The 23,364-nt window shown below is 66.3% G+C and carries 17 protein-coding genes and 1 pseudogene; 7 read left to right on the forward strand and 11 right to left on the reverse strand.

Annotation, left to right across the window (positions count from 1 at the left end; genetic code table 11):
- Nucleotides 1-92: 92 nt before the first annotated feature.
- On the forward strand, nt 93-6,464 hold the full coding sequence (locus tag ACZ899_RS26560; RefSeq protein WP_234562894.1) for a retention module-containing protein: 6,372 nt from the start codon (nt 93-95) through the stop codon (nt 6,462-6,464).
- Nucleotides 6,465-6,662: 198 nt separating this feature from the next.
- Here the strand turns inward: ACZ899_RS26560 and ACZ899_RS26565 are convergent, their stop codons facing one another.
- Both ACZ899_RS26565 and ACZ899_RS26570 read right to left on the reverse strand, forming a co-directional pair.
- On the reverse strand, nt 6,663-7,028 hold the full coding sequence (locus ACZ899_RS26565; protein WP_203651494.1) for a YbaN family protein: 366 nt from the start codon (nt 7,026-7,028) through the stop codon (nt 6,663-6,665).
- A gap of 8 nt (nt 7,029-7,036) precedes the next feature.
- Nucleotides 7,037-7,624 (reverse strand): YecA/YgfB family protein, encoded by a 588-nt coding sequence (locus ACZ899_RS26570; RefSeq protein ID WP_125859577.1) that lies wholly within the window; start codon nt 7,622-7,624, stop codon nt 7,037-7,039.
- Between the two features lie 244 nt (nt 7,625-7,868).
- Here ACZ899_RS26570 and recQ point away from each other — a divergent pair, with 244 nt between their 5' ends.
- A complete protein-coding gene (recQ, locus tag ACZ899_RS26575) occupies nt 7,869-10,016 on the forward strand; it encodes a DNA helicase RecQ (protein ID WP_203651498.1) in 2,148 nt (715 codons plus the stop codon).
- A 138-nt stretch (nt 10,017-10,154) separates the two neighbouring features.
- Nucleotides 10,155-10,592, forward strand: coding sequence for a MarR family transcriptional regulator (locus tag ACZ899_RS26580; RefSeq protein WP_028691103.1), 438 nt, complete (start codon nt 10,155-10,157; stop codon nt 10,590-10,592).
- Nucleotides 10,593-10,686: 94 nt separating this feature from the next.
- Here the strand turns inward: ACZ899_RS26580 and ACZ899_RS26585 are convergent, their stop codons facing one another.
- Nucleotides 10,687-12,873: a patatin-like phospholipase family protein gene (locus ACZ899_RS26585; protein ID WP_232857332.1), complete on the reverse strand. Its 2,187-nt coding sequence runs from the start codon at nt 12,871-12,873 to the stop codon at nt 10,687-10,689.
- 66 nt (nt 12,874-12,939) lie between these two features.
- Here ACZ899_RS26585 and ACZ899_RS26590 point away from each other — a divergent pair, with 66 nt between their 5' ends.
- A complete protein-coding gene (locus ACZ899_RS26590; protein ID WP_203651500.1) occupies nt 12,940-13,221 on the forward strand; it encodes an Rdx family protein in 282 nt (93 codons plus the stop codon).
- Here the strand turns inward: ACZ899_RS26590 and ACZ899_RS26595 are convergent, their stop codons facing one another.
- Both ACZ899_RS26595 and ACZ899_RS26600 read right to left on the reverse strand, forming a co-directional pair.
- Complete coding sequence (locus tag ACZ899_RS26595; protein ID WP_234562895.1) at nt 13,222-14,109, reverse strand: DMT family transporter; 888 nt, start codon at nt 14,107-14,109, stop codon at nt 13,222-13,224.
- A gap of 178 nt (nt 14,110-14,287) precedes the next feature.
- Nucleotides 14,288-15,055 carry a helix-turn-helix transcriptional regulator gene (locus ACZ899_RS26600; RefSeq protein WP_203651502.1) on the reverse strand — a complete coding sequence of 256 codons (768 nt, stop codon included), beginning with the start codon at nt 15,053-15,055 and terminating at the stop codon, nt 14,288-14,290.
- Nucleotides 15,056-15,179: 124 nt separating this feature from the next.
- Here ACZ899_RS26600 and ACZ899_RS26605 point away from each other — a divergent pair.
- Nucleotides 15,180-15,996 (forward strand): annotated as a pseudogene (locus ACZ899_RS26605) (UDP-2,3-diacylglucosamine diphosphatase).
- A gap of 149 nt (nt 15,997-16,145) precedes the next feature.
- Here the strand turns inward: ACZ899_RS26605 and ACZ899_RS26610 are convergent.
- Nucleotides 16,146-16,730, reverse strand: coding sequence for an HD domain-containing protein (locus tag ACZ899_RS26610; protein ID WP_186714522.1), 585 nt, complete (start codon nt 16,728-16,730; stop codon nt 16,146-16,148).
- A 102-nt stretch (nt 16,731-16,832) separates the two neighbouring features.
- Nucleotides 16,833-17,144 (reverse strand): Mpo1-like protein, encoded by a 312-nt coding sequence (locus ACZ899_RS26615; RefSeq protein WP_186714521.1) that lies wholly within the window; start codon nt 17,142-17,144, stop codon nt 16,833-16,835.
- 154 nt (nt 17,145-17,298) lie between these two features.
- On the opposite strand from ACZ899_RS26615, the gene ACZ899_RS26620 reads away from it, so the two are divergent.
- Entirely contained in the window at nt 17,299-18,345 is a 1,047-nt protein-coding gene (locus ACZ899_RS26620; protein WP_050706761.1) for an AraC family transcriptional regulator, read from the forward strand.
- On the opposite strand, the gene ACZ899_RS26625 is transcribed toward ACZ899_RS26620, so the two are convergent.
- On the reverse strand, nt 18,302-19,756 hold the full coding sequence (locus tag ACZ899_RS26625; protein ID WP_110739850.1) for a TrkH family potassium uptake protein: 1,455 nt from the start codon (nt 19,754-19,756) through the stop codon (nt 18,302-18,304). The two genes, ACZ899_RS26620 and ACZ899_RS26625, sit on opposite strands and share 44 nt — an antisense overlap.
- A gap of 203 nt (nt 19,757-19,959) precedes the next feature.
- Here ACZ899_RS26625 and ACZ899_RS26630 point away from each other — a divergent pair, with 203 nt between their 5' ends.
- The gene (locus ACZ899_RS26630; RefSeq protein WP_234563098.1) at nt 19,960-20,517 is read left to right on the forward strand and encodes a nitroreductase family protein; all 558 of its coding nucleotides are present in this window, start codon (nt 19,960-19,962) and stop codon (nt 20,515-20,517) included.
- A gap of 102 nt (nt 20,518-20,619) precedes the next feature.
- On the opposite strand, the gene ACZ899_RS26635 is transcribed toward ACZ899_RS26630, so the two are convergent.
- From ACZ899_RS26635 to ACZ899_RS26645, 3 genes are all read right to left on the reverse strand, one after another.
- Nucleotides 20,620-22,002, reverse strand: a complete 1,383-nt coding sequence (locus ACZ899_RS26635; protein WP_234563097.1) for a sensor histidine kinase — start codon at nt 22,000-22,002, stop codon at nt 20,620-20,622.
- Nucleotides 22,003-22,014: 12 nt separating this feature from the next.
- Complete coding sequence (locus ACZ899_RS26640; protein WP_203651507.1) at nt 22,015-22,431, reverse strand: Spy/CpxP family protein refolding chaperone; 417 nt, start codon at nt 22,429-22,431, stop codon at nt 22,015-22,017.
- 251 nt (nt 22,432-22,682) lie between these two features.
- The gene (locus ACZ899_RS26645) at nt 22,683-23,360 is read right to left on the reverse strand and encodes a response regulator transcription factor (RefSeq protein ID WP_110739854.1); all 678 of its coding nucleotides are present in this window, start codon (nt 23,358-23,360) and stop codon (nt 22,683-22,685) included.
- Nucleotides 23,361-23,364: the final 4 nt, after the last annotated feature.

The following is a 23,364-nucleotide window of genomic DNA, read 5'->3' on the forward strand; positions in this document are numbered from 1 at the left end:
CGATCCATCAGCCATGGCACTCGGAACGTTGCGCACATTACCCGGCACGCCTTGATCTGCGAAAAGCCCATCGGCAGGGGAGGCGTACGCTCATGGCTAAATTAGTCGGTGTAGTCGGCAAGGTGATCGGCCAGGTATTCGCGGTGGGCGACGATGGTCATCGCCGCCTGTTGGTGGAAGGCGACCGGTTGTTCGTCGGCGAACAGCTCGAGACCGGCAGCGAGGGCGCCGTGGCGGTGCGGCTGCAAAATGGTGCGCAGCTGACCCTGGGCCGCGGCAGCAGCCTGGAGATGACCACCGACCTGCTGGCCAATCGCGCGCCCCACGTGCAGGCGCCGGACGCGCAGCCCAGCGACGCCCAGCTCAGTGATGTCGAGCAACTGCAAAAAGCCATTGCCGCTGGCGCCGACCCCACGCAGGAAGCCGAAGCGACGGCGGCGGGCGGCAACCCGTCAGGCGTGTCGGGGGCGCTCGGCGGGGGTCACAGTTTCGTGATACTGACCGAGGTGGCCGCCCGGGTGGATCCCACCATCGGCTTCCCCACCGCAGGATTCAATGGTTTCCCACTGCTGGCCAATCTCGAACTCGGTGGCCTCGACGGCAACGATGACGGGCCGGTTTTGGCCGATACACCAGCGATCGACAATCCGGTCAGCCTCACTGGCCTGGAGGTCAACCCTGCAGAATTGACCCTGGACGAGGCCAACCTGGCCCAAGGCTCGGCCAGCAATCCGGCGGCCCTGACCCAGTCCGGCAGTTTCACGGTGGTGGCCGCCGATGGCGTGTTCAACCTCAGTGTCGGCGGCATCAATGTGGTCACGGCGGGCGTGGTCACCGGCATCGGGCAGTCCATCGTCACCGGGCTCGGCAATGTGCTGACCATTACCGGCTACAACCCGGCCACGGGTGTGGTGAGCTACAGCTACACCCTGACCGGCGCCGAGCATCACCCGGACGGTGCGGGCAGCAATACCCTGGGCGAGCAGTTCCCGGTGCTGGTCAGCGACACGGATGGCGACGTGGCCAGCGGTACGCTCGACGTGATCATCCGTGACGATGTGCCACGGGCGGTGAACGACACCAATGCCACCGCCGCCACCGAGCAGCATGTGGAACTCAGCGGCAATGTGCTGGGCAACGACATCCAGGGGGCAGACCGCATCCCCAGCGGCCCGGTGGTAGCCGGTACCTTCGTCGGCACCTACGGCACCCTGGTCCTGGCGGCGGACGGCTCCTACACCTACACCCTCAACACCAACGACCCCGACTTCAAGAACCTGCAAGGCGGTGGCAATGGGGTGGAGACCTTCACCTACACCCTGAAGGACGCCGACGGCGACTCCAGCACCGCGACCCTGACCCTGAACGTCAGCAACCTCGACGACCCGGTGACCCTGGGCGGTCTGGACGTGAACGGTGGCGAGCTGACGGTCTACGAGAAAAACCTGGCCGACGGCAGCGCGCCGAACCCGGGCGCCCTGACCCAGAGCGGCACGTTCACGGTCAGTGCACCGGATGGCCTGCAATCCTTGAGCGTCGGCGGTATCAGCGTGGTCAGCGGTGGCGTGGCGGCAAGCTTCCCGCAGTCGATCACCACGGCGCTGGGCAATACCCTGACCATCACTGGCTACAACCCGGCCACGGGCGTGATCAGCTATAGCTACACCTTGCTGGACAATGAGAGCCACGCCAACGGCGACGGCGCCAACAGCCTGTCCGAGCACTTCACCGTCACGGCCACGGACACCGACGGCAGCACGGCCAGCGGCTCGCTGGATGTGAACATCGTTGATGACCTGCCCAAGGCCAATCCCGATTCGGCCAGTGTCGTCGAAGGTGGCACGGTCAGCGGCAACGTGCTCGACAACGACACCTCAGGCGCCGACGTGCGCGCCGATGGCAAGTACGTGGTCGGCGTGCGGGCCGGCTCCGATACCTCGACCTCGGCCAGCGGCCAGCTGGGCACTCAGGTCCAGGGCCAGTACGGCTACCTGACCCTGGACGCCCAGGGCAACGCCACCTATCACGCCAATCCCAACGCCGTGGCACCTGCCGGGGCCACAGACGTGTTCGTCTACACCGTGCGAGACAGTGACGGCGACGAAAGCACCACCACCATCACCATCGACGTACGTGATTGCTCGCTGATCGCCGGCGCCGACAGCGAGGTCACGGTCTACGAGAAAGCGCTCGACCTGACCAAGGATGGCAACGACCTGGCTGCGGGGAACGTGGTCGGCAGCCAGCCAGGTTCGACCGCCGAGACGGCCAGCGGCTCGCTGGTCAGCTCCATCAGTGGCGGAACAGGGGCGCTGACCTTCACCCTGGTCGGCAATGCCACCGGCCAGTACGGCCAGATCCAGCTGAACGCCGATGGCTCCTACACCTATACCCTGACCTCGGCGCCGAATTCGCCGAATCACGTCAACGACGGGCCGAACGTGCTGACGGAAACCTTCACCTACCAGGTGAAGGACTCGCTCGGCAACTCGACCACCAGCACCATCGTGATCAGCATCGTCGACGACGTGCCCAAGGCTCACAGCGATTTCGCCAATGTCTACGAAGGCGGCACTGTCAGCGGCAACGTGCTGGTCAACGACGTGATCGGCGCGGACGTGCCGGCCGATGGCAAGTATGTGGTCGGCGTGCGCGCAGGCAGCGACACCTCGACCTCGGCCATCGGCCAGCTGGGCAGCAATGTGCTGGGGCAATATGGCTACCTGACCCTCGACGCCCAGGGCAACGCCACCTACCACGCCAACCCCGACAGCGTGGCGCCGGCCGGTGCCACGGACGTCTTCGTCTACACCATCCGCGACGCCGATGGCGACGAGAGCACCACCACCATCACCATCGACGTGCACGATATCTCGCTGGTCGCCTGCCCCGACGACACGGCCAAGGTCTACGAGAAAGCCCTGGACCTGACCAAGGACGGCAACGACCTGGCCGCAGGCACCGTCACCGGCAGCGATCCGCACGCCACCACGGAAACCACCAGCGGCTCGCTGGCCGGTTCGGTCAGTGGCGGCATCGGTGCCCTGACCTTCACCCTGGTGGGCAATGCCGCCGGGCAGTATGGCCAGATCCAGCTGAACAGCGATGGCACCTATACCTACACCCTGACCTCGGCGCCGAACTCGCCCAACCACGCCAACGACGGCCCGAATGTGGTCACCGAGAGCTTCACCTACCAGGTGAAGGATTCGCTCGGCAATACCACTACCAGTACCATCGTGGTCAGCATCGTCGACGACGTGCCCAAGGCCCATTGCGACGTGGCCTCGGTCAAAGAGGGCGCCAGTGTCAGCGGCAACGTGCTGGACAACGATGTGGTCGGCGCCGATGTACGTGCCGACGGACAATACGTGGTGGGCGTGCGCGCAGGTTCCGATACCTCGACTTCTGCCATTGGCCATGTGGGCGACACGATCATTGGCCAGTACGGCTACCTGACCCTGGACAGCCAGGGCAACGCCACCTACCACGCCAACCCCGACAGCGTGCCGCCCGCCGGGGCGACCGACAGCTTCGTCTACACCATTCGCGACGCCGATGGCGACGAAAGCACCACGACCATCCGCATCAATGTTCAGGACAGCAAGCTGGTGGCGTGCGAGGACAACGACGTCACCGTCTACGAAAAGGCCCTGGACCTGCACAAGGATGGCAACGACCTGGCCGCCGGCAACGTGACCGGCAGCGATCCGGGCTCCACCGGCGAGACCGCCTCCGGCAGCCTGGTCGGCTCGGTGCATGGCGGCGTCGGTGCACTGACCTACAGCCTGGTCGGCAACGCCGTGGGCCAGTACGGACAGATCCAGCTCAACGCCGACGGCTCCTATACCTACACCCTGACCTCGGCGCCGAAGACCGCGGGTGGCGCCAACGATGGGGCCAACACCGTCAACGAGTACTTCACCTACAAGGCCACAGACGCCCTGGGCAACAGCGTCACCAGCACCATCGCCATCAACATCGTCGACGATGTGCCGACGGTGCAGTGTGCGGTGCGCAGCATCACGCCCGGCCAGGTGGACTCCAACATCCTGCTGGTGGTGGACGTTTCCAGCAGCATGGCCGCAAGCTCCGGCGTGCCGGGGCTGACCCGCCTTGAACTGGCCAAGCAGGCCATCAATGCCTTGCTCGACAAGTACGACGAGATGGGCGACATCAAGGTGCAGATCGTCACCTTCGGCACCGGCGCCGAGATCAAGACACCGGTGTGGGTCTCGATCAGCGAGGCCAAGAGCCTGATCGCCGGGCTCAATCCCGGCGGCTCGACCTATTACGACTCGGCGGCCACCAAGGCCCAGGAAGCCTTCGCCACCACCGGCAAGCTGGTGGGGGCGCAGAACATCAGCTACTTCTTCTCCGACGGCGAACCCACCAACGGCCACGCGATGACGGCGCCGCGCGAGACCGCCTGGGAAACCTTCCTCGACAACAACGGCATCAAGTCCTACGCCATCGGCATGGGCAGCGGCGTCAACGAGGGCAACCTCAACCCGCTGGCCTACGACGGCAGCAGTCATACCGACACCAACTCGGTGGTGGTCACCGACCTCAGCCAGCTGAGTGCGGTGCTCTCCGGCACGGTGCAGGGCGCGCCGATCACCGGCAGCCTGATGAGTGGCGGCGACTTCGGGGCCGACGGCGGCTTCATCAAGGCGCTGCTGGTGGACGGCACCACCTACACCTACGATCCGAAGGCCAATGGCGGGCAGGGCGGCTATACGGTCAGTGGCGGGGCGGACAAGGCTTCGTTCGACACCGTGAGCAACAGCCTGAACATCAAGACCGGCCTGGGCGGCACCCTGGTGGTGAACATGGACAGCGGCGAGTTCACCTACACGCCGCCGAAGGACAACGGCAGCGGCCAGGCGGAGAAGTTCGGCTTCACCGCCAGCGACAACGACGGCGATACCCGCAGCGCCAGCCTGACGGTGAACATCAACAGCAACGGCGCGCCGGTCGCCGGCGCCGACCACATCATCACCAACATCAAGGGCGCCACCCTGAGCGTGCCGGCAGAGGCCTTGCTGGCCAATGACAGCGATCCGGATCACGACACCCTGAGCGCCGCGCCGACCACCTTCAATACCAACTTCGCCGACAAGGGCGCGGGTTTCACGGCGGGCACGCAGGCACAGACCATTACCTTCAACGCCACCGCCAACAAGGCCGAGAACCAGTTGCGCGAGCTGGCCCGCAGCGAGTTCACCAGCCTCAACGGCAGCATGACCGCCGCCCTGGTGGTGGCCGGTTACCTGGGCTCGATCAGCACCGGCAATGCCAACGACGAGGACACCCTGACGGTCACCCTGCGCAAGGGCGAGACCCTGACCCTCGACCATGACCGGCCCGCCGGCAACCTGCTGATGGAGTGGAAGGATGCCAGCGGCAGCTACCAGACCATCGCCGATGGCGGCAGCTTCACGGCCACCCATGACGGCGTGTACAGCATCCATGTGATCAACACCGAGAACGCCTCGGGCAACAGCAAGGCCGCCGAGAATTACAAGCTGAGTCTGGTGGTGGACTACAGCAACGCCAGCAACGACGACTACCACGGCAGCTACACCGTCAGCGACAACCATGGCGGCACGGCGAACGGGGCGGTGGACATCACCTACCAGGCCGGCAATACCCTCACCGGTACTTCAGGGGACGATGTACTGCTGGCCGGAGCGGGCGACACCCTCCTGCACGGTGGTGCCGGCAACGATGTGCTGGTGGCCGGCGCAGGCAACAACAGTCTGTACGGTGGCGACGGCAACGACTTGCTGATTGGCGGTCCGGGCAATGACCTGCTCGACGGTGGCGCCGGCAACGACACCGCCAGCTATGCCAGGGCAACCAGTGGCGTGACCGTCGACCTCGGCCATGTCGGCCAGCAGAATACCGTCGGCGCGGGGCTGGACACCCTCACCGGCATCGAGAACCTGGTCGGCTCGGACTACAACGACACCCTGACCGGCAACGACGGCGACAACCTGCTCAACGGCGGCGCGGGCAACGATGTGCTCAGGGGCGGTGCAGGCAATGACATCCTGATCGGTGGGCGCGGCGATGACACCCTCACCGGTGGCAGCGGCAATGACACCTTCGTCTGGCAGAAGGGCGACACCGGCCACGACACCGTGACCGACTTCACCCCGGGCAGCGATCGGCTGGACCTGTCGCAATTGCTGCAGGGCGAGAGCGCCACCAGCGCGTCGCTTGACGACTACCTGCACTTCAAGGTCAGTGGCAGCGGCGGCAATGTGGTGTCGACCATCGAAGTCAGCAGCGTCGCCGGCGCGGCGCCGACCCAGACCATCGACCTGGCCGGGGTGGACCTGGCGCAGCACTACGGGGTCGCGGCCGGGGCGGGCGGGTTGATTGCGGCGGGGCATGACACCGCGACCATCATCACCGGCATGCTCAATGACCATTCGTTGAAGGTGGATACGGTGTAAGCGGCGGGGAGATGAACCGAGGCGTGCTGTTACGCATTCCCCTGTAGGAGCGGCCTTGCCGAGGCGTCGGACCGGTCGGAAAGGGGCGCGGAGCGGCCCCAGGATTTCAGCATTGATGCAAAGATCGCCGGGGCCGCTTCGCGGCCCTTTCGCGACGCAAGGCCGCTCCTACAGGGGGGTTGCGCTTGGCCATCCGGCTCAATTCGGTCGCTGCAAGGTCTTCTGCTTGAGGATGTAGAGGCTGACCAGCACCGCGCTGGTCAGCATGAACACCCGTGCCCAGAACAACGGCACCAGGTAGCAGGACAGGCCGATGCTGGCCCACATCAGGCCGATCGCATAGACCTTGCCCCGCAGCGGAATCCCCTCGCCGCTGAGGTAGTCGCGGATCCATGGCCCGAGTTTCGGATGATTCACCAGCCAGTGGTGAAAGCGCGGCGAGCTGCGGGCGAAGCAGGCCGCCGCCAGCAGCAGGAACGGAGTGGTGGGCAGCACCGGCAGGAAGATCCCCGCCACCCCGAGCGCGACACTGAGCCAGCCGGCGGCCAGCAGCAGGTAGCGCACCACGTTGATCAGTGGCGGCGTGGTTTGAGTACGGCAGGTTTTTCGTCCGGTGCGTGCTGCAGCAGGAACAGCGCGCTCAGCGCTTCGGGGATCTGTACGATCATGTCGTCCTGCAAGTTGGCATCGCTGGCGATGTCGGCGAACTCCGGCTGCTCGTCGAACAGGCCCGAGCCGACCATGATCGGCAGGAGCATTTCGCTGACTTCATCCTCGGAATTGTCGAACCAGGCCTCTTCACGCAGGAACACGCCCTCCATGAAACCGATGCACCAGCCGCGCAGGTCGGAGTCGTCCGGCTCGTCGGTGAGGTCGAGGTCGCACGGCAGGTCGAATTCCTCTTCGCTGGCCAACTGGCGAGCGATGTGGCCTTTGAGGGCTACCAGCGTCGCTTCGATCTCGGTGCGCTGGGCATCGCTGGTGTAGTGGGGCTCTTCGGCGAACAGCGCGTCGATCCATTCGCGTTCAGGAACTTCCTCCGAGCAGATCGACAGCGCGGTCAGGTAGCCGTGTGCGGCGACGTAGTCCAGCGCTTCTTCGTGCAGCTCATCGGCGTCGAGGAAGGCTTGCAGGCGGGTCAGTTGCTCGGCGAAGGACATTACAGGGCTACCTTGGGGAATAAACGATAGTGAATTCTAGCACCTTGCGGCGGCTGCGGGGCAAAGGGAACGTCTGTCTGCGGGGCATGCCGGGGGTGGGGCAGTCGGGTATACTCCGCAGTTTTTCGTGCTCCGGTGGCGTTTTCCCGTCATCTGGCAAAAACCGCTTACGCATTCGATGTGTGCGCGGCGGATTTATCGTCCAGCCTGAGTCCAGGATGGTACGGCGATTTTGGAGTGGCAAATGCTCGAACAGGCTCAGCGCGTCCTCAAGGATGTCTTCGGTTACGACAGTTTCCGCGGGCGCCAGGCAGCGATCATCGAATGTGTGGCTGGCGGAGGCGACGCCCTGGTGCTGATGCCAACCGGTGGCGGCAAGTCCCTGTGCTTCCAGGTGCCTGGTCTGCTGCGCCCGGGCCTGACCGTGGTGGTGTCGCCGCTGATCGCGTTGATGGACGACCAGGTCGCCACCCTCGACGAGCTGGGCGTGGCCGCCGCGGCGCTGAACTCCACGCTCAGCGCCGAGCAGCAGCGCGACCTGGCCGGGCGCCTGCGCCGCGGCGAGGTGAAGATGCTCTACCTGGCCCCCGAGCGCCTGGTGCAGCCGCGCATGCTGGACTTCCTGCGCGGCCTCGACGTTTCCCTGTTCGCCATCGACGAGGCCCACTGCGTGTCGCAATGGGGCCACGACTTCCGCCCCGAGTACCTGCAACTGGGCCAGCTCGCCGAGCTGTTCCCGCATGTACCGCGTATCGCCCTGACCGCCACCGCCGACATGCGTACCCGCGAGGAGATCGTCCAGCGCCTGCACCTGCAGGGCGCCGAGCGTTTCCTGTCGAGCTTCGACCGGCCGAACATCTTCTACCGCATCGTGCCCAAGGAGTCGCCGCGCAAGCAGCTGATGGCGTTCCTCGGCGAGCGTCGCGGCAACGCCGGCATCGTCTATTGCCTGTCGCGCAAGAAGGTCGACGAGACCGCTGCCTTCCTTTGCGAGCAGGGCTTCCCGGCGTTGCCGTATCACGCAGGCCTGGCCGCCGAGACCCGCGCCGCCAACCAGCACCGCTTCCTCAACGAGGAAGGGCTGATCATGGTCGCCACCATCGCCTTCGGCATGGGCATCGACAAGCCCAACGTGCGCTTCGTCGCCCACCTTGACCTGCCCAAGTCGCTCGAGGCCTATTACCAGGAGACCGGCCGCGCCGGCCGTGACGGCCTGCCGTCTGATGCCTGGATGGCCTACGGCCTGCAGGACATGGTGATGCTCAAGCAGATGCTGCAGAACTCCGAGGGCGACGAGCGCCACAAGCGCATCGAGCAGCACAAGCTCGACGCCATGCTGGCGCTGTGCGAAGAGACCCGCTGCCGCCGCCAGTCGCTGCTGGCCTACTTCGACGAAGTGCTCGAGCAGCCGTGCGGGCATTGCGACAACTGCGTCGACCAGGTGCAGACCTGGGACGCCACCGAACCTGCCCGTCAGGCGCTGTCGGCAGTGTTCCGCACCGGCCAGCGCTACGGCGTCGGCCACCTGGTCGACGTGCTGTTGGGCAAGGACACCGAGAAGGTGCGCAATTTCGGCCACGAGAAGCTCTCGGTGTTCGGCGTCGGCAAGTCGCTGGCCGAAGCCGAGTGGCGCTCGCTGTTCCGCCAGTTGGTGGCGCGCGGCCTGGTGGACATCGACCTGGAAGGCTACGGCGGCCTGCGGCTGTCCGACAGTTGCCGGCCGTTGCTGCGCGGCGAGGTGAACCTGCAGCTGCGCCGCGACCTCAAGCCGCAGACCGTGGCCAAGTCCTCCTCCAGCGGTGGCGGTAGCCCGGCCAGCCAGCTGGTGCGGGCCGAGGAGCGCGAGCTGTGGGAGGCGCTGCGCACCCTGCGGCGCAAGCTGGCCGAGGAGCACAGCGTGCCGCCCTATGTCATCTTCCCCGACTCCACCTTGCTGGAGATGCTGCGCAGCATGCCCACCAGCCTCAGCGACATGGCCCAGGTCAGCGGCGTCGGTGCGCGCAAGCTGGAGCGCTACGGCCAGGCCTTCCTCGAAGTGCTCAACGGCGCCGGTGGCACCGAGGAGGCGCCGAAGGTGGTGCTCGACTTGCGCCACGAACTGGTCAGCCTGGCTCGCGCCGGCATGACCCCGGCGCAGATCGCAGGGCAGCTGAACTGCACCGAGAAGAACGTCTACAGCCTGCTGGCCGAGGCCATTGGCCGCCAGGAACTGAGCCTGGAGCAGGCGCTGGACCTGCCGGAAGAGCTGATGATGGAAGTGCAGGACGCCTTCCTCGACGGCGAGGGCGAGTTGCCGCCGGTGTCCGGCGTGGCGCCGCTGTTCGGCCAGCGGGTGCCGGAAGGCGTCCTGCATTGCGTACGGGCGGCGCTGGCGCTGGAGTTCGGCCTGTGATCGCCGGCATTTGCGCCAATTGCTGACCTTTGTCATACCCTTACATGATTATCAGCCATTTCCGCGGCATCGAACCTTGCCTGATTGGCCGGGCCATGATTAGCTGGCTAATAATTAGTTCTATTCATTGAGTTGCTTATGCCCCTGACCGACAACCAACACCGCTTCGGCATGCAGCTGGCCCAGATGTCCCGGGGCTGGCGTGCCGAACTGGACCGCCGCCTGGCCGGGCTCAACCTGTCGCAAGCCCGTTGGCTGGTGCTGTTGCACCTGGCCAGGTTCGACGAGGCGCCGACCCAGCGTGAGCTGGCCCAGAGCGTGGGCGTCGAGGGCCCGACCCTGGCGCGCCTGCTCGACAGCCTCGAGAGCCAGGGGCTGGTGCGCCGCCAGGCGGTGATGGAAGATCGCCGGGCCAAGAAGATCCTGCTGTGCCCGCCGGCCAAGCCGCTGATCGACCAGATCGAGACCATCGCCAATGCCCTGCGCCTCGAGCTGTTCACCGGCATAGACGAGGCCGACATGGAAGTGTGCATGCGCGTGCATGCGAAGATTCTCGATAATCTCGAGAAGTCCTGAACCCTTCATCAATCGCGGGGCAAGCCCGCTCCCACAAGTCATGCAGCCTATTGTGGGAGCAGACTCGTGGGAGCGGGCTTGCCCCGCGATCGTTCTAGAAGGTATGCCCCAGGTTCAGGTACACCGCCTTCTCATGGGCATCGTTGGCCCCATAGCTCAGGTTCAACGGCCCCAGCGGCGTTTCCAGCCCCAGGAAGATGCTCGCCGCATTGATATAGCCACTGTCGAACTCATTGTCATTGTTCCATGCCCGGCCGCGCTCCAGCGAGCCGCCCAGGTACAGCGGGAAGTCCAGGGGCAGGTAGGCCCGAGGCGTCAGGCGACGGTAGTAGACCATGCGCAGCAGGCTCATGTTCTGCCCGGAGATCGAATCCTGGCGGAAACCTGACAGCTGCCGGGCGCCACCGAACACGAAGCTCGAAGTGACTACCTCGGCGTCATCCAGCGTTCGTCCATACCTGCCACCCAGCACCAGGGTGTTCGGCCCGCTGCTGAAGGCCTTGTCCAGGTTGAACAGCCACTGCCGGTAGTTCTGGTCCGAGTCCAGTGACTTGTCGTACTTGCGCACGGTCAGGCCGATATCCTCGCCACTGTGGGGGAAGTAGACGTTGTCGAAGGTATCGAAGGAATACTTGAGCTCGTAGAACCCCTCGTTGAAGCTGACCTTGGGCAGGTCCTGGTCGCCGATGCGCACCTCGGCGTTGCCCCAGGCCTTGCCCACGCCCAGGCGCACTTCGCCATAGGTGCCGATCTGCCGGCCGACGTTGAGCCCGAAGCCATAGCGCTCCAGGCGGTACTCGGCCACCGGGTCGTTGTCCAGGGTCGCCTCGACGTTCTGCGAGCCCAGCGCCAGGTAGGGCGCGATGAAGTAGCGCGAGCCCACGTCCAGCGGCTGGTAGAACTCGCTGTACAGTTCCTGCTCGTCGCCGATCTGCGCGCGGGTCAGCCATTCGCCGCCAAGCCGGTTGATGCCGTTGACCCGGTAGCTGGCGCCGAGGTTGAAAGCGCTGTCGCCGCGCAGGTCGTCCGACAGGTTCAGGCCCAGGCGCAGGTAGTCGGTGCCGCCACGCCGACCACGGGCGTTGATCACCAGGGTATGCTCGTCGCCCTTGTGCGCCACGCGGTACTGCACCTGGTCGAAGTAGTCCAGGCCGTAGAGGGTGCCCATGTCGGTCTGCAGGCGGCCGAGATCCAGCGGTTCGCCGACAGGCTGGCGAATGTAGTAGCGGATCACGTCGTCGCTGACCTTGGAGTCGTTCTCCACGCGGATGGCAGTGATGATCGGCGTGCGCTGTTTCGGTGAGCGCGCCACCGCCAGGTTGCTGTCGCCCTCGGGCTGGCGCAGCGCCGCCAGGCGCGGGTCGAGGGCGCGGGTGGCGCGGTAGCCGGCGTCGATCATGTCCTGGGCGCGGCCGAAATCGGTGACGCCGAAGGCCGACAGCGGCGGCTGGACGAGGATGTCCTCGCGACGCAGGCTGGCCAGTTGCTCCTCGGAGTTGCGCCGGGTCATCAGGGTGATCGACTGGTTGAGCACATCCACCACAGTGGCCAGCTGCTTGCGGTTGCGCAGTGGAGTGCCGATGTCGACGACGATGGCCAGGTCCACGCCCATCTCGCGCACCACGTCCACCGGGATGTTGTCGGTCATGCCGCCGTCCACCAGCAGCCGGCCGTCCAGCTCCACCGGGGCGAACACCGCCGGGATCGACATGCTGGCGCGGATCACCTGGGGCAGGTGGCCGCGGCGGAAGATCACCTTCTCGCCGCTGGTGATGTCGGTGGCCACGGCGCGGAACGGAATCGGCAGCTTGTCGAAGTCGCGGATGTCGGCGGTGTGGGCCAGCTTGCTTTCCAGCAGCAGGGCCAGGTTCTGGCCCTGGATCACCCCCAGCGGCAGGCCCAGACTGCCGTCGTCGCGAAAGCTCAGCCTCTGCTTGACCAGGAAGTCGCGGTCATCCTGCTTGCGCCGGAACGGCACGTCCTTGCGCGGCGGCGCATCGGACAGCGCCTGCTGCCAGTCCAGCGTGGTGGCCAGCTTTTCCAGCTCGGCGATGCTGTAGCCCGAGGCGTACAACCCGCCGACCACCGCGCCCATGCTGGTGCCGGCGATGGCGTCGATGCGCACGCCCTGTTCCTCCAGGGCCTTGAGCACGCCGATATGGGCCAGGCCGCGGGCGGCGCCGCCCGACAGCACCAGGCCGATCTTTGGCCGTGCCGCTTCGGCGGCCAGCACGGTGAAGGAGGTGAGCATCAGCAGGAGGCAGTACAGCAGGCGGCGCATCGTGAGTCTCAAACCAGAGGATAAAGACCGCTAGTATAAGCGGCCCTTCCTACGGAGTTTCCCTACATGGCAGACAGCAAGCCACAAATCGTCATCACTTATTGCACCCAGTGCCAGTGGCTGCTGCGCGCTGCCTGGCTGGCCCAGGAACTGCTCAGCACCTTCGCCGATGATATCGGCCAGGTAGCGCTGGAGCCTGGCACCGGTGGGGTGTTCCGCATCACCTGCGACGGCGTGCAGATCTGGGAGCGCAAGGCCGACGGCGGCTTCCCCGAGGCCAAGGTGCTCAAGCAGCGGGTGCGCGACCAGATCGATCCGCAGCGCGACCTGGGCCACAACGATCGCTGATCAGGCGCTTTCGGGCTGTGGCTGGCGGGCCGGTTGCTCGGCGGCCAGGCGGCTGGACAGCACGATGGCGAAGATGATCAAGGCGCCACCGGCGAGCATGCGCAGGGTCGGCTGTTCGGCGAACACCACCCAGGCCACGGCGATGCCGTAGACCGGCTCCATGCCGAACACCACGGCGGCGGTGCGCGCCTTGATCACCGCCAGGCTGGCGACGAACAGGCTGTGGGCGACGCCGGTGCAGAAGACGCCGAGCAGGGCGATCCACAACCAGTCCTGCGGCGCCACCGCGCCCAGGCCGGGGGCTGCGAACGGCAGCAGGCACAGGCTCACCACCAGGTTCTGCCACAGCGCCGCCTGCACGGCGGGCAGGCGCCCGGAACCGGCGCGGTTGGTCAGCGACAGCAGCGAGAACAGCAAGCCCGAGAGCAGCGCCCAAAGCAACCCGCCGGTGGCCTCGCTGGCCAGGTCGAATGCCGGGGTGACCAGCACCAGGCCGATGCTCACCAGCAGCACCAGCAGCGCTTCGTTGCGGCGGATGCGTTCGCGGAACAGCAGGCCCTCGAGGATCACGGTGAAGGCCGGGAAGCTGGCGAAACCGAGGGTGGCGATGGCCACGCCGGCGACCTTGACCGCAATGAAGAAGCTCACCCAGTGCCCGGCCAGCAGCGCGCCGCCCAGCAGCAGGCGGCGCAGGTCCTGGCCGCGTAGCGGTTGCCAGGCCTGGCGCGCCAGGCTGGCGAACAGGGCCAGGGCCAGCACCGCGAACAGGGCGCGGCCGAAGACGATGATCGAGGGGCTGGCGCTGGCGGCCAGCTTGCCGAAGACGCCGGTCAGGCCGAAGAACAGCGCGCCGATGTGCAGGGCGCCGAGGGCGGTGCGGTGGTTCATGGTGGTCCTTTGCATTCGCAGGTTCCTGTGCCGGCCTCTTCGCGGGTAAACCCGCTCCCATAGGTCAGTGCGAATCCTGTGGGAGCGGGTTTACCCGCGAAGAGGCCAGCACAGGGAGAGAAGATCTAGGCGCTCAGTGTAAGAGCCCGGTCTGCCCGTGTCTGTCGCGCATCTCGCGTCAGTTGTCGCCAGACTCGCGCCGCAACGCCAGCGGCGTACAGCCGAACGCCCGCATCACCGCCGCGCTGAAGGCGCTCTGCGAGCCATACCCCACCCGCGCCGCGACCTCTCCCACCGGCAACAGCGTCTCACGCAACAATCGTCGCGCCATCGACAGCCGCCGCTGGCGGATGTAGTCCATCGGCGTCATGCCGCACTCGCTGGCAAAACGCGCGTGCAGTCGCGCGCTGGACAGCCCGGCCAGGCGTGCCAGGTCGGCGACCTGCAATGGATAGGCGGCGTGCTGCTCGATATGCCGGTCGAAGGCGGCATAGGGCAGGCGCCTGCTGGCCAGTAGCGGAGCGCCGGCCTGCGGGTTGAGGCTGGCCAGCAGCAGCACCGCGCCCTGGCGGGCAATCAGCGGGTCGTCCACCGGGCTTGCCGCCAGCCAGTCGACCAACTGCTGCTGGCGGCTGTTCAGGCCCAGGGGGCCGGGGCGGTCGAGCAGGCGGCGGCTGTTATCGGCGTGTTCGCCCAGATGGTCACCGAGCCAGTGCCCGCCCGGCACGTCCAGCACCAGGCAGTGGCTGCCCTCAGGGCTGCCGCAGGTGTGGTGGGCACCGGCAGGCACCACCATCAGGTCCTGGCGACCGACCCGGCCGCCGTGGCCATTCACCTCGAAGTCCAGGCGCCCGCCCAGGCCGAACACCAGCTGCGGGTGGTCGTGACTGTGGGCGATCAGGTCGTGGCGATAATGGCGCAGCGAAAGCAGGGGGCCGGCGGTCATGGTGAGTCCTCACGAAGCAGGTGAAGAGTGTACACCTCAAGGCGGGCGCAGGATGGTCATGTGCCTGCCACCAATCTGTCACCTGTGCCTGCCAGTCTCCAGCAAACAGCGCCGGAGCCTGCCCATGACCCACGCCGAACCTCTCCGCCCGTCACGCAAGCAGCGTGTCCGTACCCTGTGGATTTCCGATGTGCACCTGGGCACCCGGGATTGCCAGGCCGAACACCTCGCGCACTTTCTCAAGGGCTACCAGGCCGAGCGCATCTACCTGGTCGGCGATATCATCGACGGCTGGAAACTGCGCGGCGGCATCTACTGGCCCCAGGCCCACACCAACGTCATCCGCCGCCTGCTGACCCTGAGCAAGCGCGGTACCGAAGTGATCTATGTCACCGGCAACCACGACGAGTTCCTGCGCCGCTATTCGAAACTGATCCTGGGCAATATCCAGCTGGTGGACGAGGCCGAGCACCTTACCGTCGATGGTCGGCGGCTGCTGGTGATCCACGGCGACCAGTTCGACGTGATTACCCGCTACCACCGCTGGCTGGCGTTTCTCGGCGACCGGGCCTACGAGTTCACCCTGGTGCTCAACCGTTGGCTCAACCACTGGCGCGCCCGTTATGGCTATGGCTACTGGTCGCTGTCGGCGTACCTCAAGCACAAGGTCAAGGGCGCGGTGAACTTCATCAGCGATTTCGAGGACGCCATCGCCCACGAGTGCACCCGGCGTGGCTTCCAGGGCGTGGTGTGCGGTCATATCCACCATGCCGAGATACGCCGGGGTGGGCGAGGTGGAGTACCTCAACTGCGGCGACTGGGTGGAGTCGTGCACGGCGCTGATCGAGCACTGGGACGGGAGGATCGAACTGTACCGGTTCGCCGATGCTCAGGCGCGCGAGGCGGCGTCGCGGTTGGCGGAGCTGGGTGAGCCGGCCTAGGTCGCCTTCAGCCCTGTAGGAGCGGCCTTGTGCCGCGAAAGGGGCGCGCAGCGGCCCCAGGATCTCGGGTATGTCTCAAGATCGTCGGGGCTGCTGCGCAGCCCCTTTCGCGGCACAAGGCCGCTCCTACAGGTGGCGGGTAGCTGGAATCAGGCCGACGCCTTCAAGGCCGCCTTGTAGATCGACTGCCTGGGCTGGGCGAACAGCCGCTCCATCATCGGTTCGAAGAACGACAGCGGCAGGCTCGGGTACTCGGGGTCGAACGCCGCCGCGTCGTAGCGTGCGCAGAATTCGATGGTCCGCTGGTACTGCGGGTGATCGCTGAACTGCTCGCGCAGGTGGCGATCCATGCCCAGGTGGTGGAAGAAGTAGTAGCCCTGGAAGATCCCGTGCTTTTCGATCATCCACAGGTTCTCGGCGCTGACGAAGGGCTTGAGGATCGCCGCGGCGATATCCGGGTGGTTGTAGCTGCCGAGGGTGTCGCCGATGTCGTGCAGCAGGGCGCAGACCACGTATTCCTCGTCGCGGCCGTCACGGTAGGCGCGGGTGGCGGTCTGCAGCGAGTGGCTCAGGCGATCGATGGGAAAGCCGCCGAAGTCGCCATCGAGCAGGCGCAGGTGGGCGACGATGCGTTGGGGCAACTGCCGGGCATAGGCGCGAAAGTCGTCGGCGATGATCGCCCAGTCCTGGGCGGTGCCGTCGCGCATGTGGCTGAAGTTCGCTTGCTTGTTCATCGCCGCGGGCCACTCGTGTCGGGGACATGTCTGGCAGTGTTGGCCAGGACACGGGCTTTGGCAGTGGCCGGCCGGGACGCGAACCTGGCCTTGCGGGCCGATTCAGAGGCTGAGGCGGCCCAGCAGGATGTCGCGGAACATGGCGAAGTCGCCGACCAGGCTGTACCAGGGGTGGGTGAAGGTGGCCGGCCGGTTCTTCTCGAAGAAGAAATGCCCGGCCCAGGCAAAGCCGTAGCCGGCCAGCGGCACGGCCAGCAGCAACAGCCACTGGCCGCTGCCGATGCTGTAGGCGAGCAGGGCGATCACCAGGCTGGTGCCGACGAAGTGCAGGCGGCGGCAGGTGGCGTTGCTGTGCTCGCCCAGGTAGTAGGGATAGAACTCGGCAAAACTGCGGAACTGCGCTGTGCGGGTCATGGCGGGTTTCCGGATCTGCGGGTCGTGCTTACAGGATACACGGCGTGGAGCCTGAATCGAGTCTAGAGTCACTGGGTGCAGTGGCCAGTGACAATAGGCGCCAATTGAGTATCCTTTCGGTTCACCGCAGGAGCGGTCAGCACAAGAGCCTGTCATGAGTGAGAGAACCACGTCAGCCAGCTGGGCATCAGGGATCGTCAAGGCACTCGAGCTGGAAGGGCTCGATTGCCCGGCCATGTTCAAGCAGCTCGGGCTCGACTTTTCCGCCCTCGACGACCCCGATGCGCGATTCACCCAGGATTCGATGACCCGGCTGTGGCAGCTGGCGGTCGAGTTGTCGGGCAACGAGGCCATCGGCCTGAACATGGCCCGGGTGGTGCGACCGGCGTCGTTCCATGTGGTGGGCTATGCGCTGATGTCCAGTCGCACCCTGGCCGAGGGTTTCGAACGCCTGGTGCGCTACCAGCGGATCATCGCCGAGAGCTCGGACCTGAGCTTTCGCCGCGAGCCCGACGGCTACGCCCTGGTGCTGACCGTGCATGGCGACCACCTGCCGCCGACCCGGCACAGCGCCGAGGCGTCCCTGGCCTGCGCCCTGGCCCTGTGCACCTGGCTCAGCGGGCGGCCGATCCAGCCGCGGCGGGTGCTGATCCAGGGCGGCCAGCCGAAGAATGTCGAGCCGTACAAGGTGGCCTTCCATGCGCCGCTGGTATTTGGCGCGCCCCATGACGCGCTGGTGCTCGAGCGTGCCGACATGGAGGCGCCGCTGCCGACCGCCAACGAGGCGATGGCGGTGCTGCATGATCGCTTTGCCGGGGAATACCTGGCGCGCTTCTCGGAAAGCCGCGTGACCCACCGGGTGCGCCAGGTGCTGTGCCGCATCCTGCCCCAGGGCGAGCCCAAGCGCGAGACCGTGGCCCAGGCCCTGCACCTGTCGCAGCGCACCTTGCAAAGGCGTCTGCAGGACGAGGGTACCAGCTTCCAGACCCTGCTCGACGACACCCGCCGCGAACTGGCCGAGCAGTACCTGGCGCAGCCCGGCACCACCTTGCTGGAGACCGCCTACCTTTTGGGTTTCGCCGATCCGAGCAACTTCTACCGGGCGTTCCGCCGCTGGTTCGACACCACGCCGAGCGAGTACCGCACGCGGCTGTCGGTCAGTGACGCCAGAACGCCGGCATGCACAACACCAGCACCGTGATGATCTCCAGGCGGCCCAGCAGCATGCCGCCAGCGAGGATCCACTTGGCCGCGTCCGGCAGGCTGGCGTAGTTGCCGGCCGGGCCGATCACCTCGCCCAGCCCGGGGCCTACGCCCGACACCGTGCCGGCGGCGCCGGTCAGCGCGGTCATCCAGTCCACGCCCAGCAGCGACAGCAGCAGGGCGATGATGCAGATGGTGATGGCGAAGAAGAACGAGAAGGTCAGGATCGAACGCACGATCTCTTCGTCGAGGCGATGGCCGTTGTACTTCTGCTTGATCACCGCCCGTGGGTGGATCAGCTGGTTGAGGTTGGCCTTGAGCAGGATGTAGGCGACCTGGAAGCGGAAGATCTTGATACCGCCGGCGGTGGAGCCGGAGCAGCCGCCGACGAAGCCCAGGTAGAAGAACAGCATCAGCGAGAAGTTGCCCCACATGCTGTAGTCGCCCAGGGCGAAACCGGTGGTGGTGACCACCGAGGTGACGTTCAGCGCCACGTGACGCAGGGCGTCGAGCCAATGCAGGTCAGTGGTGGCCCAATACCAGGTGCCGAGCACCAGCCAGGTGGCCACCAGCATGGCCAGCAGTCCCTGCACCTGCTGGTCCTTGATCAGCGCCTTGCGGTGGCCGCGCAGGGTGGCCACGTACAAGGTGAATGGCACGCTGCCCATGATCATCACCACCACCGCGACCCAGTGCACCGCGGGGATGTCCCATTTGGCCAGGGACTGGTCGGACGTGGAGAAACCGCCGGTGGAGATCGCCGACATGGCATGGTTGATCGCGTCGAACGGGCTCATCCCCGCCCACCAGAACGCCAGGCTGCCGAGCACGGTAATGCCCACATACACCGCGACGATCGACTTGGCGACCATGTGCGAGCGCGGCATGACCTTTTCCGAGCGGTCGGAGGACTCGGTCTGGAACAGGCGCATGCCACCGATGCGCAGCAGTGGCAGGATCGCCACCGCCATACCGATGAAGCCGATGCCGCCCAGCCAGTGCAGCATCGAGCGCCACATCAGGATGCCCGGCGACATGTTGTCCAGGCCGCTGAGCACGGTGGCGCCGGTGGCGGTGATGCCGGACATGCTTTCGAAGAAGGCGTCGGTGTAGCTGATGTGCTGCGTCAGCAGGAACGGCAGGGCGGCGAACACGCAGACCACCAGCCAGCTGCTGACGGTCAGCAGGTACATGTCGCGTGGGCGCAGGTGCACGTGCTCGGGGCGGCCGGGGATGACCAGGCCGAGCCCGGCGAGGAAGGTGATCAGGCTCGACCAGAGGAACGACGGCATGTCGCCGGTGCGCTCGAAGACCACCAGGGTCGCCATGGGCACCACCATGCTCACCGCCAGGGTGATCAGGAAGATGCCGATGATGAAACCAATGATCCTTAAGGTCGGCAACGCCATGTGATCTGCTCTGACTCGCTACGGAAAGGGCGCCATTCTACCTGTGCACCGGGGCTTGTAAACGAACGATTGGCTGGGGCATGGTAGCGGGCTTGCACCGCGATACCTACCGGGTCGATGCCATCGCGGGACAAGCCCACTCACATGTTGCCTTCTGGTTAGTGCAGAATGGCCGCACTTTCAATCTGCCAGGAGGTAAGCCCATGGAGGCTCTCGACGCATTGCTCAACCGTGTTTCCGTGCCACGCCTGACCGAACCGGCGCCCAATGCCGCCCAGCGCGAGGCGCTGTTCCAGGCCGCGCTGCGTGCGCCGGACCATGGCCAGCTGCGTCCCTGGCGCTTCCTGACCATCGAGGGACAGGGCCGCGAGAAGCTCGGCGAACTGTTCGCCGAGGCGGTGCAGGCCAAGGGCGATGCCACCCCGGCCGCGCTGGACAAGGCCCGGGCGATGCCGCTGCGGGCACCGTTGCTGATTGTGGTGGTGGCCCGGTTGCAGGAGCATTTCAAGGTGCCGAAGATCGAACAGCGCCTGGCCGCCGGCTGCGCCGCCCACGGCATCCTCGTTTCCGCCCACGCCCAGGGTATCGGCGCGGTGTGGCGCACCGGCGACATGGCGTATGACGTCCATGTGCACGAGGGCTTGGGTCTTGAGGCGAATGAAGAGGTGATCGGCTACCTGTATGTCGGCACGCCGATGGGCGAGCCGCGCACGGCGCCGGTCCTGGAGACAGCCCGGTACGTCAGTGCCTGGGGTAACTGAAGCATTGGGTCATCGCGGGGCAAGCCCGCTCCCACGCAAGCCCGCCCCACGGGAATGCGTGGGAGCGGGCTTGCCCCGCGATGGGTTCATCACCACTGTCAGCTATTCATGCGCCAAGGGCAGCTCCAGCGTCGCAATGAACCCACCCTGCGGATGATTGCCCAACACCAGGCTGCCGCCATGGCGCTCTGCCGCCTTGCGCGCAATCGCCAGCCCCAGTCCATGCCCAGGTGCGTCCTGCCCCGGCGCCCGGAAGAACGGCTCGCCCAGTTGCGCCAGGTGCTCTGCCGCCACCCCCGGCCCATGATCGCGCACGCTCAGCACGATGCGATCCTGCTCACGACGGGCATGCACCTCGATCGGCTGCCCGGCCGGATTGAAACGCAGGGCATTGCGCAACAAATTGTCCACCGCCCGTTCGATCAAGGTCGGCCAGCCGTGCAAGGTCAGGCCTGCCTGCGCTTCCAGTCGCACTTCCTGTTCCGGCGCTGACAGTTGGGCGTCCTTGCGCACGCCGCCCAGCAAGGCATTGAGGTCCACGGGTTCGGCATGGGCCTGGTCGGCATCGACCCGGGCCAGCACCAGGATCTCGCTGATCAGGTCTTCCAGGCGATCGCACTCGCGGGTCAGGCGTGGCCACAGGGCCTGGCGCTGTTCGGGCTCGGCGCGTTCGGCCAGGGCCAGGGCGATGCGCAGCCGCGCCAGCGGCGAGCGCAGTTCGTGGGACACATCGCGCAGCAGCTGGCGCTGGCTGCCGATCAGGCTCTGCAGGCGCGCGCCCATCTTGTTGAAGTCGTTGGCCAGCACGCCAAACTCGTCGCGGCGCACCGCCAGCCGCGCCAGGCTGTTCTGCTGGTAGCTGGCCTGCCCCAGGTCGTGCACCGCGCCGCGCAGGCGGCTGAGCGGGCGGGTGATCGACAGGGTCACCAGCAGGCTGAACAGGGTCAGCACCACCAGGGCGATCCCCAGGGCGCTGAGCGGCCAGATCAGGCTTTCGCGGTGCCAGGCAGCCAGTTCGGGGTGGGGAATGCGGTAGATCAGCAGGTAGGTCTCGCCGCTGCTGGGGCTGGTGTATTCCTCGGTCAGGCGGCGCCAGGGCAGGCGCCGCTCGTCGTTGTGCTGGCGCGCCTCGAAGGCGGCGGCGCGGCGCGGAAAGGTGCCGGGCACCACGGCGTCGCCGCTGTCATCGAGCACCTGCACGTCGATCTTGTAGCGCTGCTTGCGTCTTTCCAGGAAGCGCTGCGACGACTCCAGGCCGTCCTGTTCATAGTGCTGGGCCCAGTGGCTGGCCAGGTTGTTCAGGCCCGGATGGCGGCTGAGGATCCAGGTGTCCTGGTTGAGCATGTGCCCGAGTAGGATCGACAGCCCGGCGACCAGGGCGATGGCCAGCCAGAAGCTGGCCAGGATGCGCCAGAACAGTGAACGCAAGACGAGCACCTCCGAGAAATGGCGAAAGCCCGGCCCGCGGGGGTGCGGGCCGGACATCGGGCTGACAGCTTACTGGGCCTTGCCGGCTTTTTCAGCCTTCCAGGCCTGGAACTCCTGCCACTCGGCCTTGCGCGCGGCGCGTTCCTTCTGCAGGTCGTCGAACTTCTTCTGCTGCTCGGGCTTGAGCAGGGCGCGGATCTGGCCGTCGGTCTTGTCGTGGCTGGCCTTGAGTTCGTCCTTCATGGCTTTCTGCTCGGCGGCCGGCAGCTTGGCCATGTAGCGCTCGGTGATGTCGCGGCGCTGCTGCATCTGCTCGCCCATCAGCTTGCCGATCTGCTGGCGCTGGTCGCGGCTCAGGTCCAGCTGGGCGAAAGGCGCGTCACCGCGATGATGCGGGCCGTCGTGGCGCGGGCCGCCGTCAGGCATGGCCATGGCCACGGTCGGCAGGGCGGCGGCGAACATCAGGGCGATCAGGGTCTTGCGCATGGTGTCTCTCCTTTCAGGGGCCGGTGGTTACCGGATGAGCCCAGTCTAGGGAGATCAAGGTCAAGGGCGGTCAGGTGAGGGTAAAGGCTGGGTAAAGATGCAGGTAGCCACCGCGCGGACCCTGTAGGAGCGGCCTTGTGTCGCGATGGGCTGCACAGCAGCCCCGGCAATTTTGCATATTGCCGCGATTCTGGGGGCGCTTCGCGCCCCATCGCGACACAAGGCCGCTCCTACAGAGATCGTGTTGCTTGTCAGAGGCTGTAGTAGTAGCCGCGGCTGCGCAGCGCGACGATGCGCGGGCGGCCGTCCGGGTGCGGGCCGATCTTCTTGCGCAGGTTGCTGACGTGCATGTCCAGGCTGCGGTCATAGAGCGTGAGTTTGCGACCCAGGCCGATCTGCGCCAGCTCCTGCTTGTCCAGCGGTTCGCCGGGCTGGCGCAGCAGCGCCTCGAGGATGCGGCTCTCGGACAGCGTGAGGGTCATCTCGCGCTCGTCGATGCTGACCACGCCGCGCACCGGACTGAAGGTCAGGTCGCCGATCTCGACCTGGCTGCTGGGCGCGCTGGGGTGGCTGCGGCGCAGCACGGCGCGCAGGCGGGCGGTAAGTTCGCGGGGGTCGCAGGGCTTGGCCAGGTAGTCGTCGGCGCCCAGCTCAAGGCCGAGTATGCGGTCCAGCGGCTCGCCACGGGCCGAGAGCATCAGCACCGGCAGGTCGGTGTGCTCGCTGCGCAACTGTTTGAGCAGTTCCAGGCCGCTGCCGTCGGGCAGCATGACATCCAGCACCACCGCCGCCGGGGCGTGGCTGGCCAAGGCCTGGCGCGCACTCTGGCCATCGTGGCAGGCGCGCACCGCAAACCCTTCCTGGGTCAGCCAGCTGCCGAGCAGCTCGCACAGTTCCTGGTCATCATCAATCAGTAACAGCTCGCTCATGTCT

It is taken from the genome of Pseudomonas sp. TE31087 (assembly GCF_057284075.1).

Bases quoted from the DNA above. Each gene is read 5' to 3' on its own strand.
- ACZ899_RS26560 (WP_234562894.1), top strand. From the start codon at position 93: ATGGCTAAATTAGTCGGTGTAGTCGGCAAGGTGATCGGCCAGGTATTC.
- ACZ899_RS26570 (WP_125859577.1), bottom strand. From the start codon at position 7,624: ATGTCCTTCGCCGAGCAACTGACCCGCCTGCAAGCCTTCCTCGACGCC.
- recQ (WP_203651498.1), top strand. From the start codon at position 7,869: ATGCTCGAACAGGCTCAGCGCGTCCTCAAGGATGTCTTCGGTTACGAC.
- ACZ899_RS26580 (WP_028691103.1), top strand. From the start codon at position 10,155: ATGCCCCTGACCGACAACCAACACCGCTTCGGCATGCAGCTGGCCCAG.
- ACZ899_RS26585 (WP_232857332.1), bottom strand. From the start codon at position 12,873: ATGCGCCGCCTGCTGTACTGCCTCCTGCTGATGCTCACCTCCTTCACC.
- ACZ899_RS26590 (WP_203651500.1), top strand. From the start codon at position 12,940: ATGGCAGACAGCAAGCCACAAATCGTCATCACTTATTGCACCCAGTGC.
- ACZ899_RS26595 (WP_234562895.1), bottom strand. From the start codon at position 14,109: ATGAACCACCGCACCGCCCTCGGCGCCCTGCACATCGGCGCGCTGTTC.
- ACZ899_RS26600 (WP_203651502.1), bottom strand. From the start codon at position 15,055: ATGACCGCCGGCCCCCTGCTTTCGCTGCGCCATTATCGCCACGACCTG.
- ACZ899_RS26610 (WP_186714522.1), bottom strand. From the start codon at position 16,730: ATGAACAAGCAAGCGAACTTCAGCCACATGCGCGACGGCACCGCCCAG.
- ACZ899_RS26615 (WP_186714521.1), bottom strand. From the start codon at position 17,144: ATGACCCGCACAGCGCAGTTCCGCAGTTTTGCCGAGTTCTATCCCTAC.
- ACZ899_RS26620 (WP_050706761.1), top strand. From the start codon at position 17,299: ATGAGTGAGAGAACCACGTCAGCCAGCTGGGCATCAGGGATCGTCAAG.
- ACZ899_RS26625 (WP_110739850.1), bottom strand. From the start codon at position 19,756: ATGGCGTTGCCGACCTTAAGGATCATTGGTTTCATCATCGGCATCTTC.
- ACZ899_RS26630 (WP_234563098.1), top strand. From the start codon at position 19,960: ATGGAGGCTCTCGACGCATTGCTCAACCGTGTTTCCGTGCCACGCCTG.
- ACZ899_RS26635 (WP_234563097.1), bottom strand. From the start codon at position 22,002: ATGTCCGGCCCGCACCCCCGCGGGCCGGGCTTTCGCCATTTCTCGGAG.
- ACZ899_RS26640 (WP_203651507.1), bottom strand. From the start codon at position 22,431: ATGCGCAAGACCCTGATCGCCCTGATGTTCGCCGCCGCCCTGCCGACC.
- ACZ899_RS26645 (WP_110739854.1), bottom strand. From the start codon at position 23,360: ATGAGCGAGCTGTTACTGATTGATGATGACCAGGAACTGTGCGAGCTG.